General features: G+C 68.1%; 13 protein-coding genes. 7 read left to right on the forward strand and 6 right to left on the reverse strand.

What is annotated here, in order from left to right:
- The first annotated feature begins 49 nt into the window (after window positions 1–49).
- Genes ACN675_RS00515 through ACN675_RS00525 form a run of 3 tightly spaced genes read left to right on the forward strand, consistent with a single transcriptional unit; the run spans window position 50 to window position 5,347 of the window.
- Window positions 50–1,387 (forward strand): MFS transporter, encoded by a 1,338-nt coding sequence (locus tag ACN675_RS00515; RefSeq protein WP_420749034.1) that lies wholly within the window; start codon window positions 50–52, stop codon window positions 1,385–1,387.
- A gap of 11 nt (window positions 1,388–1,398) precedes the next feature.
- Entirely contained in the window at window positions 1,399–4,083 is a 2,685-nt protein-coding gene (locus tag ACN675_RS00520; protein WP_420749127.1) for an AAA family ATPase, read from the forward strand.
- 10 nt (window positions 4,084–4,093) lie between these two features.
- Window positions 4,094–5,347: a benzoate/H(+) symporter BenE family transporter gene (locus tag ACN675_RS00525; RefSeq protein ID WP_420749035.1), complete on the forward strand. Its 1,254-nt coding sequence runs from the start codon at window positions 4,094–4,096 to the stop codon at window positions 5,345–5,347.
- Here the strand turns inward: ACN675_RS00525 and ACN675_RS00530 are convergent.
- Both ACN675_RS00530 and rsgA read right to left on the reverse strand, forming a co-directional pair.
- Window positions 5,344–6,150, reverse strand: a complete 807-nt coding sequence (locus ACN675_RS00530) for a class I SAM-dependent methyltransferase (RefSeq protein ID WP_420749036.1) — start codon at window positions 6,148–6,150, stop codon at window positions 5,344–5,346. The two genes, ACN675_RS00525 and ACN675_RS00530, sit on opposite strands and share 4 nt — an antisense overlap.
- Before the next feature lie 99 nt (window positions 6,151–6,249).
- Window positions 6,250–7,299 (reverse strand): ribosome small subunit-dependent GTPase A, encoded by a 1,050-nt coding sequence (rsgA, locus tag ACN675_RS00535; protein ID WP_420749037.1) that lies wholly within the window; start codon window positions 7,297–7,299, stop codon window positions 6,250–6,252.
- 115 nt (window positions 7,300–7,414) lie between these two features.
- Here rsgA and ACN675_RS00540 point away from each other — a divergent pair, with 115 nt between their 5' ends.
- The 3 genes from ACN675_RS00540 to ACN675_RS00550 all read left to right on the forward strand — a co-directional run bounded on the left by ACN675_RS00540 (window position 7,415) and on the right by ACN675_RS00550 (window position 10,756).
- Entirely contained in the window at window positions 7,415–8,122 is a 708-nt protein-coding gene (locus ACN675_RS00540) for a polysaccharide deacetylase family protein (RefSeq protein ID WP_420749038.1), read from the forward strand.
- A gap of 92 nt (window positions 8,123–8,214) precedes the next feature.
- A complete protein-coding gene (locus tag ACN675_RS00545) occupies window positions 8,215–9,222 on the forward strand; it encodes an NAD(P)H-dependent glycerol-3-phosphate dehydrogenase (RefSeq protein ID WP_420749039.1) in 1,008 nt (335 codons plus the stop codon).
- Window positions 9,223–9,313: 91 nt separating this feature from the next.
- Window positions 9,314–10,756 (forward strand): flavin-containing monooxygenase, encoded by a 1,443-nt coding sequence (locus tag ACN675_RS00550; RefSeq protein ID WP_420749040.1) that lies wholly within the window; start codon window positions 9,314–9,316, stop codon window positions 10,754–10,756.
- On the opposite strand, the gene ACN675_RS00555 is transcribed toward ACN675_RS00550, so the two are convergent.
- From ACN675_RS00555 to ACN675_RS00570, 4 genes are all read right to left on the reverse strand, one after another.
- Window positions 10,736–12,700: an aconitate hydratase gene (locus ACN675_RS00555; protein ID WP_420749041.1), complete on the reverse strand. Its 1,965-nt coding sequence runs from the start codon at window positions 12,698–12,700 to the stop codon at window positions 10,736–10,738. The genes ACN675_RS00550 and ACN675_RS00555 overlap by 21 nt on opposite strands.
- Window positions 12,701–12,827: 127 nt before the next feature.
- Window positions 12,828–13,472 carry a GntR family transcriptional regulator gene (locus ACN675_RS00560; protein WP_420749042.1) on the reverse strand — a complete coding sequence of 215 codons (645 nt, stop codon included), beginning with the start codon at window positions 13,470–13,472 and terminating at the stop codon, window positions 12,828–12,830.
- Window positions 13,473–13,653: 181 nt separating this feature from the next.
- Window positions 13,654–14,439, reverse strand: a complete 786-nt coding sequence (locus tag ACN675_RS00565; RefSeq protein ID WP_420749043.1) for an ABC transporter permease — start codon at window positions 14,437–14,439, stop codon at window positions 13,654–13,656.
- 83 nt (window positions 14,440–14,522) lie between these two features.
- A complete protein-coding gene (locus ACN675_RS00570; RefSeq protein ID WP_420749044.1) occupies window positions 14,523–15,305 on the reverse strand; it encodes an ABC transporter ATP-binding protein in 783 nt (260 codons plus the stop codon).
- 375 nt (window positions 15,306–15,680) lie between these two features.
- On the opposite strand from ACN675_RS00570, the gene ACN675_RS00575 reads away from it, so the two are divergent.
- Window positions 15,681–16,787, forward strand: a complete 1,107-nt coding sequence (locus ACN675_RS00575; protein ID WP_420749128.1) for a nitrate ABC transporter substrate-binding protein — start codon at window positions 15,681–15,683, stop codon at window positions 16,785–16,787.
- Window positions 16,788–16,817 lie beyond the last annotated feature (30 nt).

Below are 16,817 nucleotides of genomic sequence, written 5' to 3' on the forward strand. Positions count from 1 at the left end.
ATCTTTCCCCGAATTCAGTAGTGACTCCCCTCACAGACCGGAGCCCCGCATGACCCAAGCCACGAAGACCTGGGCCAGTCCGCAACATCGGCACAGCGTCATCTGGATCGTCTCGCTCGCCACCCTCGCGATCATCTTCGACGGCTACGACCTCGTCGTGTACGGCACCGTCCTCCCGGCACTGATGGCAGATCCCGCCCAACTCGGGGAGATCTCCGCCCAGCAGGGTGGTGCACTCGGCTCCTATGCGCTCATCGGCGTCATGGTCGGCGCGCTGCTGACCGGTGCCTTCGGCGACCGGTTCGGCCGCCGAAAGATGATGTTGATCAACATCGTCTGGTTCTCGATCGGTATGGGTGCGGCAGCATTCGCCACCAGCATCACGATGTTCGGTGCCCTCCGATTCTTCACCGGCATCGGCGTCGGCGGTCTGGTCGCGACCGCGGGAGCCGTGGTCGCCGAGTTCGCCCCGCCCGGTAAGCGAAATCTGTTCAACGCCATCGTCTACAGCGGCGTCCCCGCCGGCGGCGTGCTGGCGTCCCTGCTCGCCATCCTGCTGCGCGACGTAATCGGGTGGCGCGGCCTGTTCCTCATCGGGGCTCTCCCCCTGGTCATCCTGCTGCCGCTCGCGCTGCTGAAGCTCCCCGAGTCGCCGGCCTGGCTGCAGGCCCGCGGACGTACCGACGAAGCCAGGGCCGTGTGCGCCGAGTACGGCTTCCCGCTCCCGTCGGCAGCTCCGGTCGCACCGGTCGAGAAGATCGGTTTCGCTGCGCTGACCACCCGCCGGTACGCGCTCGGCACGTCGCTGCTCGGCATGATGAGCTTCGCCGGCCTGCTGCTCACCTACGGGTTGAACACCTGGCTTCCGAAGATCATGGCGGACGCCGGGTACAACGCGAAGGGCTCGCTGGCATTTCTGCTCGTCCTCAACGGCGGTGCGATCGTCGGCGGTCTGTTCGCCTCCCGGATCGCCGACGGTCGGGGTCCCCAGCCCGTCGTCGCCACCACCTTCGGTCTCGCGGCCCTCGCCCTGGTGCTGCTCACCTTCGGGTTCCCGCTGCCGGTGCTCCTCGCCGCGGTCGCGGTCGCCGGTGTCGGCACGATCGGCACCCAGGTCCTGGTCTACGGCTTCGTGTCCAACTACTACGAGACGCGGGCCCGAGCCGCCGGCGTCGCATGGTGCGCCGGGTTCGGTCGCCTCGGCGGCATCGTCGGGCCGATCATCGGCGGCCTGCTCATCGGTGCAGGTCTGAGCAACAACGTGAACTTCTACATCTTCGCGGGGATCGCGCTCGCGGGTGCGGTCGTCACATTCTTCGTGCCACCCCGGCCGACCGCCCCGAACACCGAACCGGAGCCTGCGGTCGCGGCTACGGTGGAGGCGTGACGGGATCTTCCATGCCGGTCGGACGTACCCGCGAGCTCGCAGAGCTCGAACGGCTCCTCGACGAGGCGCGAACCGGAATCCCCGGGCTCGCCCTCGTCGAGGGTCCGCCGGGTATCGGGAAGACCACCTTGGTAAGAACTTTCGTCGAATCATTGTCCGACTGGACGGTTCTCGGTGCGACCTGCGCAGAATGGGAGTCGCACCGGGAGTGGTCCGTCGCCGAACAGTTGCTGCAGGCGCCGGTGACAGCGACGGACCCGGTCGACGTCGCTCACGAGATCCTCGCCGGTCTGACCGGCCCCACGGTGATCGTCGTCGACGATGCGCATCGGTCCGATCCCGCGTCGCTGCAGGCGCTGTCGTCGTTGATCCGCCGCGCCCACGGTCACCCGCTGTGCATGCTGTGGCTGATCCCCGACGTCCTGCCCGAGACCGTCTACGACGAGGTCGCCCACATCCTCGACATGCACCGCGCCGTCACGGTGCACGTCGGTCCGCTCTCACCTTCGGACATAGCGCAACTGGCTCTCACACGTGCCGGCGTCGACCTGTCCGCGTGGACGGCGCGACGCCTGTACGAACACACTCTCGGTAGTCCCCTGCCGACCCTGCAGGTCATCGACGAGATGCCCCGATCACAATGGCAGCACTGGCAGGACCGGTTCCCGGCGCCGAAGCAACATGCCGCGACGGTGCGGCGGAGACTCACCGGCTGTTCGGACCGAACTCGCCTGCTCGTGGAATCGGCGGCGATCCTCGGCACCGGCTGCTCCCTCGCGCATGCCGCGTCGCTCGCCGGGCTGGACGACCCGACAACCGCCCTCGACGACGCCCACAACGCCGGGTTGCTCACCGTACGAGAGCAACGCGGCGTCGTCACGCTGTCGTTTCCCGACCCGATGACCCGAGCCGCCGTCGTCGACGGTCTGGGCCCGGCGCGACGGCAGGAACTGCACGCCCGGGCCGCGGAGATCGTCGACGACGAGGGAGCCTCCCTGCTGCACCTTGTTTCCGCCACTCCCCTGGCCGATGCCGGCCTCGCCGACCGCCTCGATCGATATGCGCAGGCGCGTGCGTCGGACGGAGCGTGGTCGGATGCTGCCGAGGCCCTCATCATCTCGAGCCGGATCACTCCGGACCGGGAGTTGCGCACCGAACGCCTGATCCGCGGAGTCGACGCACTCTCCGGGGCCGCCGACCTTCCGCAGGCACAGACATTCGTCCCCGAGATCGAAAGCGCACCAGTCGGACCCATGCGTGATGCCGTGCTCGGTTACCTGGCCATCCAACGTGGACGCGCCGCCGAAGCACATCAACTCCTCACCCGTGCCTGGGCCTCGCTCGACGACCCGGAGGCGGATCCGCAGCTCGCGGCACGGATCTGCCAGCGCATGGTGCTGCACTCCCTGGCCCGGCTGCGCGGTGACGAACTCGTCGAGTGGGCCGACCGTACCGCCGCACTGGTACCCGGGGCCACCCCGGCAGCGGTCGAATCCGCCGCCGTCCGCGGTCTCGGACTGGCGATGATCGGTCACGTCGACGAGGGGGTGACGTCGTATGCAGCCCTCTCCGAGACGGTCGGACCGGGTGCACAGAGCCAGCGTGTCCGCATGGCCGAAGGCTGGCTGGCACTGGCGCTCGACGACCCAGACCGGGCGCGGTCGGAACTCGAATCGGCCGAACCGACCGCGTTCCGCGGAGGCTCGCTCCGCATCTCGCTGTGGGCGCAGGCCTGGCTGGCCCGCACCCAGTTCGCGCTCGGCAAGTGGGACGACGCGATCCGCACGGTCGACAGGGCCGCAGCCCAGCTCGACCGCACCGGACTGGATCTTCTTCGGCCCCTGGTACATTGGACCGGAGCCCAGATCCATGCGCTGCGCGGCGACGGCGCCCGGGCGCGGGAACACCTGTTGCGGGGTCGCGCGAGCAGCAACGACTACGCGATGATGCTGGCGCCATCGGCGATCGCGGCGGCGCAGGTGTCCGAGGTCGCAGCGGAATACAGCGACGTGCTGCGGCATCTCGAGCCCCTCACTGCCGTGCAGCACCGGGAGGGACTCGACGAACCGGGCTTCTGGCCGTGGCCGGACCTGTATGCCAACGCACTCGTCATGACCGGACGGGTGGACGAAGCCGATGCGTTCCTCCGTCCTTTCGAGGAGCGCGCCGCCGCACGCGGACGCCGGTCCGCGGCGGCGCGACTCGGATTCGTGCGGGGTCGGATCCAGGGCTCGCGCGGCGACATCGACGCGGCACGAGACACTTTCGAGGCGGCGCTCGCACAGCTGGACCCGCTTCCGTTGCCGTACGACCGCGCCCGGGTGAGCTACGCCTACGGGCAGACGATGCGTCGGGCGGGCCGGCGCCGCGAGGCCGACGCAGTGATGCGCTCGGCCCGGGAACTGTATTCGACGCTCGGCGCGACCAGTTACGTGCAGCGTTGCGATCGTGAGCTCAAGGCCGGCGGCCTGAAGGCCGGCGAGGAGACCGTGGACCGTTCGGTCGATACCGTCGCCCTCACCCCGCAGGAACAGGCGGTCGCGGCGCTCGTCGCGGCCGGCCACACGAACAAGGAAGTGGCCGGCGAGCTGTTCCTGTCCGTCAAGACCGTGCAGTACCACCTGACCCGGGTGTATGCGAAGTTCGGCATCCGCTCCCGGAGCGAACTCGCGGCCCGGTTCCGAGAACAGGAGTAGTTGTTCCACGATGACCGCAGTCGACGAGGACGCCCGGACCGGCGCCACTACCGTCCTGTTCGAACGTCCCACACGACCCCGCACGAGCCTGCGTCGGCTCGGCCGCGACATCGGACCCGGGTATGCAGCCAACGGCCTTGTCGGGCTGATCTTCTCGTGCACCGGACCGGTCGCGGTGATACTCGCCGCCGGTGCCGCCGGAGGACTGAGCGCACCGCAGCTCGCGTCGTGGATCTTCGGGGTGTTCGTGCTCAACGGGATCCTCACGATCGCGATGAGCCTCGCGTACCGTCAGCCGCTCGGCTTCTTCTGGACCATCCCCGGCACGGTGGTCGTCGGCGAATCGCTGACGCACCTGAGCTGGCCCGAGGTGATCGGCGCCTACGTCGTCACGTCCGCACTGATTCTGCTGCTGGGACTTTCGGGTCTGGTGCGGCGCGTGATGTCGGCTCTGCCCATGCCGATCGTGATGGCCATGGTCGCCGGGGTGTTCCTGAAGTTCGGGGTGGATCTCGTGCATGCACTCGACGCCGACGTCGCGATCGCGGTGCCGATGGTCCTGGTGTTTCTGGCGCTCAGCGCAGTTCCCTCTCTCGGCAAGTGGATGCCTCCCATCCTGGGGGCGTTGCTCACGGGAGTGGTCGCGATCGCGGTGTCCGGCAGATTCGATCCGGTCGGCGACGATGCCGGGGTGTTCGCGGCACCCGTGTTCACCGCGCCGGTGTTCACCTGGACGGCGATCCTGGAACTCGTTGTTCCGCTCGCCATCACGGTGCTGGTCGTGCAGAACGGGCAGGGTGTCGCGGTGCTGCGCGGAGCCGGACATCAAGCGCCGATCAACGTGGCGACGGTCGCGTGCGGGGTGTGGTCGTTCGCGGCAGCGGCGGTCGGCGCCGTGTCCACGTGCCTGACCGGACCGACCAACGCGTTGCTGGTGTCCTCCGGTGAACGCAGCCGCCAGTACACCGCCGCCGTCACCTGCGGCGTACTGGCGATCGTGTTCGGTTCCTTTGCACCGCTGTTCGTTCGGTGGATGACCGCGGCACCCGTCGCGTTCGTCGCCACGCTCGGCGGGCTGGCGATGCTGCGGGCACTCCAGGGCGCGTTCGTCGCCGGGTTCGGCCGCACCCACACGATGGGCGCCTTGATCGCGTTCGTGGTCACCGCATCGAACGTCGCGTTCTGGAACATCGGCGCCGCGTTCTGGGGGCTGGTCGCGGGCATCGCGGTGTCGTGGCTACTCGAGCGCAGCGACTGGACCTAGTTTATGCGGCACAGGATCTCGCTGTGGAGCAGCGCGAACCAACCGTCGTTGTCGGCAGCCCAGGTACGCCAGCCCGCCGAGATCCGGTCGAGGTCTTCGCCGGTTGCGAGCTCCAGTTCGACGGCCCGATCGGCGTAGTTCGACTTCAGAACCCGGTCGGCCCACGACCCGCCCCACCACTCGCGGTCCTCGTCGGACGAGAAACACCATGTGCTCGCAGTGCAGACCACGTCGTCCAGGCCGGCCGCGTGCGCCCAGGCCCGCAGACGCCGCCCCGCGTCGGGTTCGCCACCGTTCGCGCGGGCGATGTCGTGGTAGAGCGACAGCCATCGGTCGAGTTCGGGATTCTCGGGGTACCAGGTGAAGGTGCCGTAGTCGGCGTCGCGAGCGGCGACGATGCCGCCCGGCTTGCAGACCCTAGCCATCTCGCGCAGCGCCTGCACCGGGTCACCCACGTGTTGCAGGACCTGGTGGGCGTGGACGACGTCGAAGCTGTCGTCGGGGAAGTCGAGTTCGTGGATGTCGGAGACGACCGTCTCGGCATTGGTGATCCCGCGCCGGGTGAACTCCTTCCGGGCGAGATCCAGGGCCTCGTCGTTCATTTCGACCGCGGTGACCTCGGCAACCAACCCGGCGAAGTCGGCCGTGATCGTCCCGGGACCGCATCCGACGTCGAGAAGGGTCATGTCCGGCCGCAGGTGCGGCAAGAGGTACGCGGCGGAGTTCTCGGCCGTGCGCCAGCGATGACCGCGCAGCACCGACTCGTCGTGACCGTGCGTGTAGACGACATCATCGTTACCCATGGTTCGAGCCTAGGCGAAGTGCCCAATAAGTGGGAAATCGATCCCGAATTATGGGAACCGCCAAACGCACTCCCTGAACTCACCGGACGATCCCATGCCTCAGCGGTCGCGGTAGTACGCCCGGATCGCTCGGCTGATCACCTTGGCCTCGCGGTTCCGCTCGTGCCGCAACCGTGCATCGGCACGGGACGCTACCCACTCGTTCTCGCGCCGCAGCTTGCGGTGACTCTCCACTCGTCGCGCGTCGAGGTCGCCATATTCGACGGCGGCGAGAACCGCACATCCCGGCTCACTCTCGTGTGCACAGTCCGTGAAACGGCAGTGCTGCGCGAGTTCGTCGATCTCGGGGAACGCAGCGGCGATGCCGGCATCGGCGTCCCACATCCCGACGCCGCGCAGCCCCGGCGTGTCGATGAGGGTCAGTCCGTCGCCCAGCGGGAACATCTCCCGATCGGTGGTGGTGTGCCGACCCTTGCCGTCGCCGTACCGCACCGGCGCCGTTGCCTGGATGTCGCGGCCGCACAACGCGTTGACCAGGGTCGACTTCCCGGCACCGGATGCTCCGACGAACACGACGGTGCCGTGGATGTGGTCGCGCAGCTCGCTCAGCCCTGACCCCTCCGGCGCACACACCTCGACCACGCTAGCGCCGGGCGCGAGTGCCACGACCTGCTCGAAGACCGGTTCGGTCGTGAAGTCGACCTTCGTGAGGGCGACGACGGGCTGGGCACCGCTGTCCCAGGCCAGGGCGAGCAGGCGTTCCACGCGACCGAGATCGAGAGTGTCCGCCGCAACCGTCACCACGACGGTGTCCACGTTGGCGGCGAGGACCTGTTCCTCCGATCGTCCCGACGCGGCGGCGCGACGGATCGCTCCGGTACGCGGCAGCACTGCGCAGACCGTGCCGATCGTGTCACCGTCGGTGGCAGGTTCGCGCACGATCACCCAGTCGCCGGTGCAGACCTGGTGGCCCGACGCCCGCACCCGCAGCGGGCCCGCGGAGGTCACGGCTTCGCTGTGGCCTCGACCGGACCGCACGATCCGGCCCGGCGACCCTTGAATGTCGCTGTCCGCGAAGCGCTCTGCGACCCGAGTACTCCAGCCGTACTCGGCCAGAGGTTCGACTCCGGGAAGGACATCGGGGTGCACGGTGACTCCTGATTCGTGGTGACGCGCGGGGCCCGTGCCCGCTCCGACAGATTCCGATGGTGAACCCGGTGGCCCCGCAGCGCAATCGAATTTCCGGATGGGGCAGCCTGGACCGATGACGAGACGCCTCCGCATCGTGATCACCGGCGCCGCCGCGGTGCTCCTCGTGATCGCCACCGTGTTGGGTCTCTACACGCTCTCGAATTCACGCACCTACCAGCTCTTCGGCGACCTCGTACACCGGGTCGAGACCGACGACAAGCTCGTCGCGTTGACCCTCGACGACGGACCCTCCGACCGCACTCCCGAAGTTCTGCGTGTCCTCGCCGAAGCGGGTGTACCGGCGACGTTCTATGTCACCGGCGCCGAGCTGGCCGCGCGCCCCGAGATGGGTCGCGCGATCGTCGTGGCCGGGCACGAGCTCGGCAACCACACCTACACGCACCGGCGGATGGTCCTCGTCGGCGGCGACACCGTGCGGGAGGAGATCGAGAGCACGGACGCGCAGATCCGTGCCGCCGGGTTCGACGGCGACATCACGTTCCGGCCGCCCTACGGCAAGAAACTCGTCGCCCTCCCCCGGTATCTCGACGCACACGACCGGACCACGGTGATGTGGGACGTGGAACCGGACTCGGTCGCCGTCGACGCGACCACGATGGTCGACACGGCGCTCGCGCAGACCCGTCCGGGGTCGATCATCCTGCTGCACGTGATGTATCCGGCGCGACAGTCGTCGCTCGACGCCATTCCGGGGATCGTCGCCGGCCTGCAGGCGGAGGGCTTCCGGTTCGTGACGGTGTCGGAGCTGCTCGGCTCCTGACCCGCCCGAAAACGTACCCGCTGGTCCCTGCGTCCTGACACGCTGGAGATCTGTAGGCCTCGCCGGCAGAAACCAGACAGGGGTGATCGCAGATGGCACGTCCGGTTCGCGTCGTCGTTCTCGGTTCCGGGTCGTGGGGGACCACGGTCGCGGGGCTCGCGGCCCAGAACACGCCGACGCTGGTGTGGTCGCGGAAATCCGATACCGCGGCGGAGATCAACGAGGAGCACCGGAACAGCCGCTACCTCGGCGACCGCGAGCTTCCCACGGAACTGCGCGCCACCGACGACCTGGTCGGGGCCGCGCACGAAGCGGATGTGCTGGTGGTGGGCGTGCCCTCACACGCGGTGCGGGAGACGCTCGAGCAGATCGCCGACGAGGTGCGCGCGTGGGTGCCGGTCGTCTCGCTCGCGAAAGGCCTGGAGCCGGGCACCCGGCTGCGGCCGACCGAGGTGATCTCGCAGTGCCTGCCGGGGCACCCGGTCGGGCTGCTCGCCGGCCCGAACATCGCCAGCGAGATCGCCGACGGCCTGGCTGCCGCGGCGGTGGTGGCGATGCAGGACGAATCGATCGCGAGCGCGCTGCAACCGCTGTTCGCGTCGAAGGTGTTCCGCGTCTACCGCAACACCGACGTGCTCGGCTGCGAGCTGGGCGGGGTCCTCAAGAACATCGTCGCGATCGCGGCCGGCATGGCCGAAGGCCTCGGGGTCGGCGACAACACCCGCGCGATGGTGCTCTCGCGGGGACTCGCCGAGATAATCCGGCTCGGAGTGGCGATGGGCGCGCAACCGCGGACCTTCTCCGGCCTGACCGGCATGGGAGATCTGATCGCCACGTGCATGAGCCCGGCGTCCCGGAACCGCCGGGTGGGCGAGGCGATCGCACGCGGGCTGTCCCTCGAGGAGGCGGTCGCCGAGCTGGGTCAGGTCGCAGAGGGCGTCAAGACCGCGCCGACGGTGATGGAACTGGCCCGCGAGTACGGCGTCGAGATGCCGATCGCCGCCGAGGTCGAAGCGGTGGTCGCGGGGCGTCGTACCCCGACCGAGGCCTACCGCGGACTCCGGAAGCGCGCACCCGGCGACGAGGAGGACCTCGTCTGATCAGGCGAATATTCGGCATTCTCGGGCAAGTCCTAGATATCGATAGATCCCCCGATTTGACTGTTCAGACCACAACTTGAACACTGTTCAGGTGTCGTCGCCCACAGAAGTGCTCATCATCGGTGCCGGATTCGCCGGCCTCGGTACCGCCGTGCACCTGCATCGCCGAGGCCGGGATGTTCGGGTTCTCGAACGCGCAGATTCCCTCGGTGGGACGTGGCGTGACAACACCTACCCGGGCTGCGAATGCGACATCCCGCCGGCGCTGTACTCGTACTCGTTCGCCCCGCAGGCGACGTGGGCCCGGGGACGCGCAGGCCAACCGGAGATCCTCGCGCACCTGCACGAACTCGCCGACGAACCGGGCCTGCGCGAGCGCATCACCTGCGGAGTCGGCGCCACCGGATGCCGCTGGGACGAGCACACGCAGCGCTGGCACGTCACCACCGACCGCGGAACCACCTACGACGCACGTTTCCTCGTCCTCGCGGTCGGTGCGCTCAACGTTCCGCGGATCCCCCGCCTGGACGGCACGTTCGACGGCCCCGCCGTCCACACCGCACGCTGGGACCGCTCCCTCGACCTCACCGGCCGGCGCGTCGCCGTCGTCGGAACCGGCGCCAGCGCGGTACAACTCGTGCCCCGGCTCGCCGAGATCGCGGCTCATGTCACCGTCGTGCAGCGCACCGCACCGTGGATTCTGCCGCGCACCGCACCCCGGCTTCCGCTCCCCCGTCCGGCTCGCCGGGCATTCGAATACTGGCGCGCGGAAGCGCGATTGGGCTCCTTCACGGGATCACCGGACCGGCTCGAGGCCCGCGCGCTGAGACACCTGCACGACGGGGTCGCCGATCCGGCGCTGCGTGAGGCACTGACTCCGCGTCACCGGATCGGATGCAAGCGAATCCTGTTCTCCGACGACTACTATCCCGCCCTGAGTCGGGACAACGTCGAGCTGGTGCCGTCACCGATCGCACGGCTCGCCGGGAACGCCGTCGTCACCGCGGACGGTCGCGAACACCCCGCCGATGCCCTGGTGTTCGCCACGGGATTTCACGTATCGGGTGCGCTCGCATCGGTGCCGGTGGCCGGGCGGGGCGGAGTCGTCCTTCTCGAACGCTGGGCGCGCGAAGGCGCGCAAGCGCATCTGGGTGTCACCGTCTCGGGGTGCCCGAACATGTTCGTTCTGGGTGGCCCCAACACCGGTCTGGCCCACACATCGGTTCTCACGATGCTCGAATCCCAGTTCCGTTATGCCGCAGCTGTAATGGACGGCACCGATCGCGAAGGCGTCGATGCTCTCGAAGTCGACGAGCGGGCGCCGGCCCGGTTCGGCGCCGAGATGGCCGCGCGGTCGGCGGGAACCGCGTGGACGTCCGGCTGCGACAGCTGGTACCTCGACCGCGGTGGCGTCAACCGTTCGTTGTGGCCCGATTACGCGTGGCGCTACCGGTGGCGCACCCGACGGTTCGACCGCGAGAACTACCACGTACCGGTATCCGCGATGGAGCCGTCACCGGTCTCGTTCCCGTAACGCCAGTTTCGGAATGATCCCGCCGGCCAGTACATCCTCGAGTTGCCGGGGCGAGAGCCTGTGCCGCACCGGAATATCGATGTTGCGGGTCGAGTCGTGCACCGACAGGTGGGGTCCTGCCACGAGGGCGTCGCGAAGCCCGTCGAGGACGAGCACGTCGCCCTGCTCGATCGCGTCGTAGTCGTTCGGGTTCTCGAATTCGAGGGCGAGGACGCCGAAGTTCGCGAGGTTCTGCCAGTGGATCCGCGCGAACGACTTCGCGAGCACGGCACGGAGACCGAGATACCGCGGCGTGATGGCGGCGTGCTCACGCGACGATCCCTGCCCGTAATTCTCTCCTCCGACGACGATGTGCCCGGTGGTGTCCTTGGTTTCCGCGGCCCGCTCGGGGTAGGTCTCGTCGACCTGAGTGAAGGTGAACTGGGCGAGCTTGGGGATGTTGGACCGGAACGGCAGTGCCCGGGCTCCCGCCGGCGAGATCTCGTCGGTGGAGATGTTGTCCGCGACCTTCAACAGGACGGGTGCTTCGATCCGGTTCTGCAGCGGCGGGAAATCGGGCAGCGACGAGATGTTCGGTCCCTTCACCGGTTGGACGCCGCGGGAGTCCCCCTCCGACAGCGGCGCGACGAGCATCGCGGTGTTCACCGAGGCATCGGCAGGCAGTTTCAGCGTCGGATAGTCCATGCCGACCTGAGAAGCCCAGTCGCGGGGGTCGGTGATGCGGCCGTTCAGCGCGGATGCGGCCGCGGTCTCCGGCGAACACAGCCACACCGAGTCCTCCCGGGTGCCGGACCGGCCGGGGAAATTCCTCGGCATCGTGCGCAACGAGTTCCGCCCGGTCGCGGGGGCCTGTCCCATGCCGATGCAACCCATGCATCCGGACTGGTGGATGCGGGCACCCGCAGTCACGAGGTCGAGCGTGCCGCCCATACGGGTGAGGTCGGAGTAGATCTCCCGCGACGACGGGTTGATGTCGAAGCTGACCTCCGGGAGGGTCTGCCGCCCCGCGACCATCGCGGCCGCGATCGCGAAGTCGCGCAGCCCCGGGTTCGCCGACGATCCGATGACCACCTGCGCCACCGGTTCGCCGGCGACCTCCCGCACGGGCACGACGTTGCCCGGCGACGACGGCTTCGCGATCAGCGGCTCGACGGCGGACAGGTCGATGTGCTCGACGAGGTCGTATCCCGCGCCCGGGTCGGCGGCAACCTCGATGAAGTCGTCTTCCCGCCCCTCCGACCTCAGGAACTCGCGCACCGCGTCGTCGGCGGGAAAGACCGTGGTGGTCGCCCCCAGTTCGGCGCCCATGTTCGCGATCACGTGGCGGTCCATCGCCGTGAGCGTGTCCAGGCCCGGCCCGTAGTACTCGACGATCCGCCCGACGCCACCCTTGACGCCGTGCCTGCGGAGCATCTCGAGAATCACGTCCTTCGCCGAGCACCACGGCGGTAGCGCACCGGTCAGCTCGACGCCCCAGATCTCGGGCATCCGGAGGTTCAGCGGCTCACCGGCGATGGCCAACGCAACCTCGAGGCCGCCGACTCCGATGGCGAGCATCCCGAGCGACCCGGCCGCGGGGGTGTGCGAGTCGGATCCGGCCAGTGTCTTGCCCGGAATCCCGAATCGCTGCATGTGCGTCGGGTGCGAGACGCCGTTGCCCGGCTTGGAGAACCACAGTCCGTATCGCAGGCAGGCGGTACGCAGGTATTCGTGGTCTTCGGCGTTCTTCTCGTCGGCCTGCAGCAGGTTGTGGTCGACGTACTGGACGCTGACCTCCGTCCGGGCCCGATCGAGCTTCAGTGCTTCGAGTTCCTGCATCACCAGGGTCCCGGTGGCGTCCTGGGTGAGGGTCTGATCGATCCGGATCGCGATCTCCTCGCCGGGGTCCATGCTCCCCGACACGAGATGCGTTCCGATGAGCTTGCGCGCAACGTTCTCCGGCATGGTGGCTCCCGTCCGCGCCCGGGGCACCCAAGGCCGGCCGGGCGGCGCTGTCGATTCGCTTCCTCCAGCATGCCCCGATCCGGTCGCGAGAACTACCGCATCCCGAGTCCGGAGGCCCGAGGCGCCTCTACCGACGACGGATCCGCACCGCCAGTCCCGCGACGTGGGCGCAGCTGGCGGCGCGGGCACCCTCGGCATCGCCGGCCCGGATGGCCGCGACGATACGTTCGTGCTCTTCGACGGCGATCCGCCGGTTGGTCTCCGACGCCCACATGTCCGAGCGGTACAGGTGGGCCTGCGCGTCGAGGCGAAACGAGGCCTCGCGCAGCGGCTTGTTCGCGGCGATGTCGCGGATTGCGGTGTGGAAGTCGAGATCGAGCCGCGAGTCCCGTCGTCGGTCGGTGGGCTGGTCGAGCATCGACCGCTGAGAGTCGACCATCGCCATGAGGTCGGCGACCTGCTGGTGGGTGGCCCGCAACGTCGCCTGGTAGCCGGCGAGCCCGTCGAGCACCTCGCGCACCGCGAACACCTCCCGGATCGTCTCGTCGTCGACCGTTTCGACCTTGGCCCCGGCGTTCCTGGTGTATACCGCGAGTCCGTCGTTGATGAGTTGCTGCACGGCCTCGCGGACCGGGGTCCTGCTCACGTTGAGTCTCGAGGCCAGCGCCGGCACGGACAGCGCGGTGCCGGGTGGTAGCTCCCCCGCGAATATCTGTTCTCGGAGCGTGGCGTGAACCGATTCCGCGAGCAGCTCGCGTTCTGTGGTCGTCATCTGTGTTTCTCCGCTGCTTTGTGCCACGCCCCACGGTAACGCGGATGTGGCGTACTCCTCGGTCGCGACCGGGTGTCCTCGAGGTCCGCGTCGCACGGACTCGCTCGGCTTCGCGGACACCCACGGACGCGACAGCATCGTTCATCGGTCCAGGAATTGTTGTCGCGCTCAGGTTTTCCTCCTATTTCTTCGCTGCATCGGCGGAGGAGTGCCAGCTCCCGATCAGAACCCTGGACAGCGCTCCGAAGAGCGTGAACACGGCCACACCGAGCAAGGAGGCGAGGACGATGGCGGCGAAGAGATCCTCGGACTGCAGGCGGCTGCGGTAGATGTCGAGCAGGGTGCCGATGCCGGGGTCTCCCTTGGCGAAGAACATGTCACCGATGATCGCGCCGACCACGACCAGCCCTGCGGCGGTGCGGATACCGGTGAGGATCGACGGAAGGGCCGACGGCAGCTCGAGCTTGACCAGCCGGTCCCACGCGGATGCTCGGGCGAGCGTGAACAATTCGTGTTGCCCGCGGTCGACGGACCGGAGTCCGAAGTGCGTATTCGTGATGATGGGAAAGGCGGCGATGATGACACACACCAGTACTCGCGCGAAGGTGCCGTACCCGAACCACAGTCCGATCAACGGCACGATCGCCAGGATCGGAATCACCTGGAGCACAACGGCGTAAGGGTAGATCGCCCGCTCCAGCCAGAGGGCCCGGCTCATGAGGACACCGACACCGATACCGATCGCGGCGGCGATGACGAATCCGAACGCCGCGACCTGGGTCGTGACGAGCAAGGCGTCGAGCATCGGCTTCAGGTGCGTCCAGTCGAGGATCGAATTGGTCAGCACCGCATGCGGTGGCGGCAGCAGGAATCGTCGCTCGTGGCTGAGCACCAGGTACGTGACCGCATACCAGGCGGCGAGCGCGACGCCGAAGGACGCGAGCGGAACCGCGGCGGCCCCGAGCATGCGACGCGCGGATCTCGTGGAGGGGCGTCGCGCCGCAAAGACCAAGGTGGGACGCGCGATTCGTTCAGTTCTGGCGAGGACGGTCACTGTGCACCTCCGTGCAGCGAGGCGGAGATCCGCGAGACGTATTCGGTGTAGCGGGGGTCGTAGCGCAGTTCGGGACGGCGGGGGTAGGGGAAGTCGACGTCGACGATCTCGGCGATCCGACCGGGGCGGGCCGTCATGACGACCACCCGGTCGGCGAGGAACACCGCCTCGGACACCGAATGGGTGATGAACATGGCCGTGAACGTCTTCCCCGTGTAGAGCCTCTGAAGTTCGACCTGCATGTCGAGGCGGGTCATCTCGTCGAGGGCACCGAAAGGTTCGTCGAGCAGCAACACCTCCGGGGCCAGAGCGAGCGAACGAGCAAGGGAGGCACGCATCTTCATTCCACCGGAGAGTGCTCGCGGAAGCTGGTCGGCGAAGTCTTCGAGGCCCACGGCGGCGATCGCGGCATCGGCCCTGACCCGTCGTTCCGCCTTCGGCATGTGTCCCAGTTCGGCTGTGAGCTCGACGTTCCGCCGGACCGTACGCCAGGGAAGCAGGGTCGGCTCCTGGAAGATGAACCCGACGGACTCGGTTCCGACGGCGACATTGCCCTCGGTGGGGGTGTCGAGCCCGGCCGCCATCCGCAGCAGCGTCGACTTGCCGCAACCCGACGGACCCACCACCGCGACGAAGTCACCACGGCCGACCTGCAGGTCGATTCCGTCGAGCGCCGTCGTCCCCGTGGGGAATCGTTTGACCACGCCGTCGAACGTCAATTGCGTCGACTTGGTCAGAGTGCGCGCGTCCGCGTCGCGCATCGTGTTCACCAGCGCCATACCGACCCTCCAGGGATCCGTTCTACATGCAGAACATCTGTGTATCTGCTGTCAAGATCATTTATTACATGTATGACGTACGAGTGACGAAATATTACGTCGCGGTCACCAAGTCGGATACACACTGCACACTTACGGACAAAACCGCCGATCCGGGTTGTTAACCCAGATGCAACGACGCACATATTGCATGTAATTCTGCCTCGTGGGATGTTGTCCGTGTCGAACCGGCGGCAGTCCCCGGCTCACCCATCGGCTCTCCCTACGTCCTTCCCGGCGCGGACACACGCGCAGATCCCGAGGAGCACAGTGACCACTTCACGCACACATCGCCTGCGGGCCGGCCTCTCGGTCCTCGCTCTCGCCTCGCTGACCATGACCGCGTGCGCCGACGGTGACGCCGCGGAAGCAGACGAGGTCACCCTCGAGCCCACCGCGCAGGAACAGCAGCTGGCCGGCGCCTGCCCCGACACGGTGACGGTGCAGCTCCAGTGGCAGCCGCAGTCCGACATGGGCGCCCTGTTCGAGATGCTGGGTCCCGGCTACACCGTCGACACCGAGAACCGGTCGGTGACGGGTCCGCTCGTCGCCGGCGGCAAGGACACCGGGGTCGACCTCTCCCTCCGTGCCGGCGGTCCCGCGATCGGCTTCCAGTCCGTGACTTCCCAGCTGTATGTGGACGAGGAGATCGACCTCGGAATCGTGCACGGCGACCAGCTGATCGCTGCAGCGGGCAACCAGCCCGTCGTCGGTGTCACGCCGCTGCTGAAGTACAGTCCCGCGATCCTGATGTGGGATCCGGCAAGCCATCCGGACTGGGAGTCCATCGGCGACATCGGGAAGACCGACGCGACGGTCGTGGTCTCGAAGGAACAGATCTTCCCGCAATGGCTCGTCGCGAAGAACCTGCTGAAGGCATCCCAGCTGGATCCCACCTACGACGGCGCCCCCTCCCGTTTCGTCGGCGATCCCACCATCGCACAGCAGGGTTTCGCGAACTCCGAGCCGTACTCCTACGAGGAGGACACGCCGGCCTGGAACAAGCCCATCGAGTACCAGCTGGTCAAGGACGTCGGCTTCGACATCTACGCATCCAACGTGGTCGTGCGCGCGGACAAGCTCGACGCGATGTCGCCCTGCCTCGAGAAGCTGGTCCCGATCATCCAGCAGGCGAGCGTCGACTACATCACCGCGCCCGACGCGGCGAACGCGACGATCGTCGACGTGATCGCCCAGGACGTCGCGTACACGCCGTACAGCGCCGGTGAGGCCGCGGCGGGCGCCGAGCTGCTCGCCGCCGACGGGCTGATCGCCAACGAGGCCGACGGCTCCGTCGGCACCTACGACGCCGCGCGCACGCAGCGCAACATCGACGAGCTCGTGCCGGTGCTCAACGCGGGCGGCGCGAACCTGCCTGCCGGCCTGACCGCCGAACAGCTCTTCACCAACCGGTTCACCGACGCCTCCATCGGCATCGAGTGACCGCCGCGACACGATCCGACGGATAGGACC

Origin of the sequence: Rhodococcus sp. O3 (assembly GCF_048897285.1) — a bacterium.
Taxonomy (GTDB): domain Bacteria; phylum Actinomycetota; class Actinomycetes; order Mycobacteriales; family Mycobacteriaceae; genus Rhodococcus.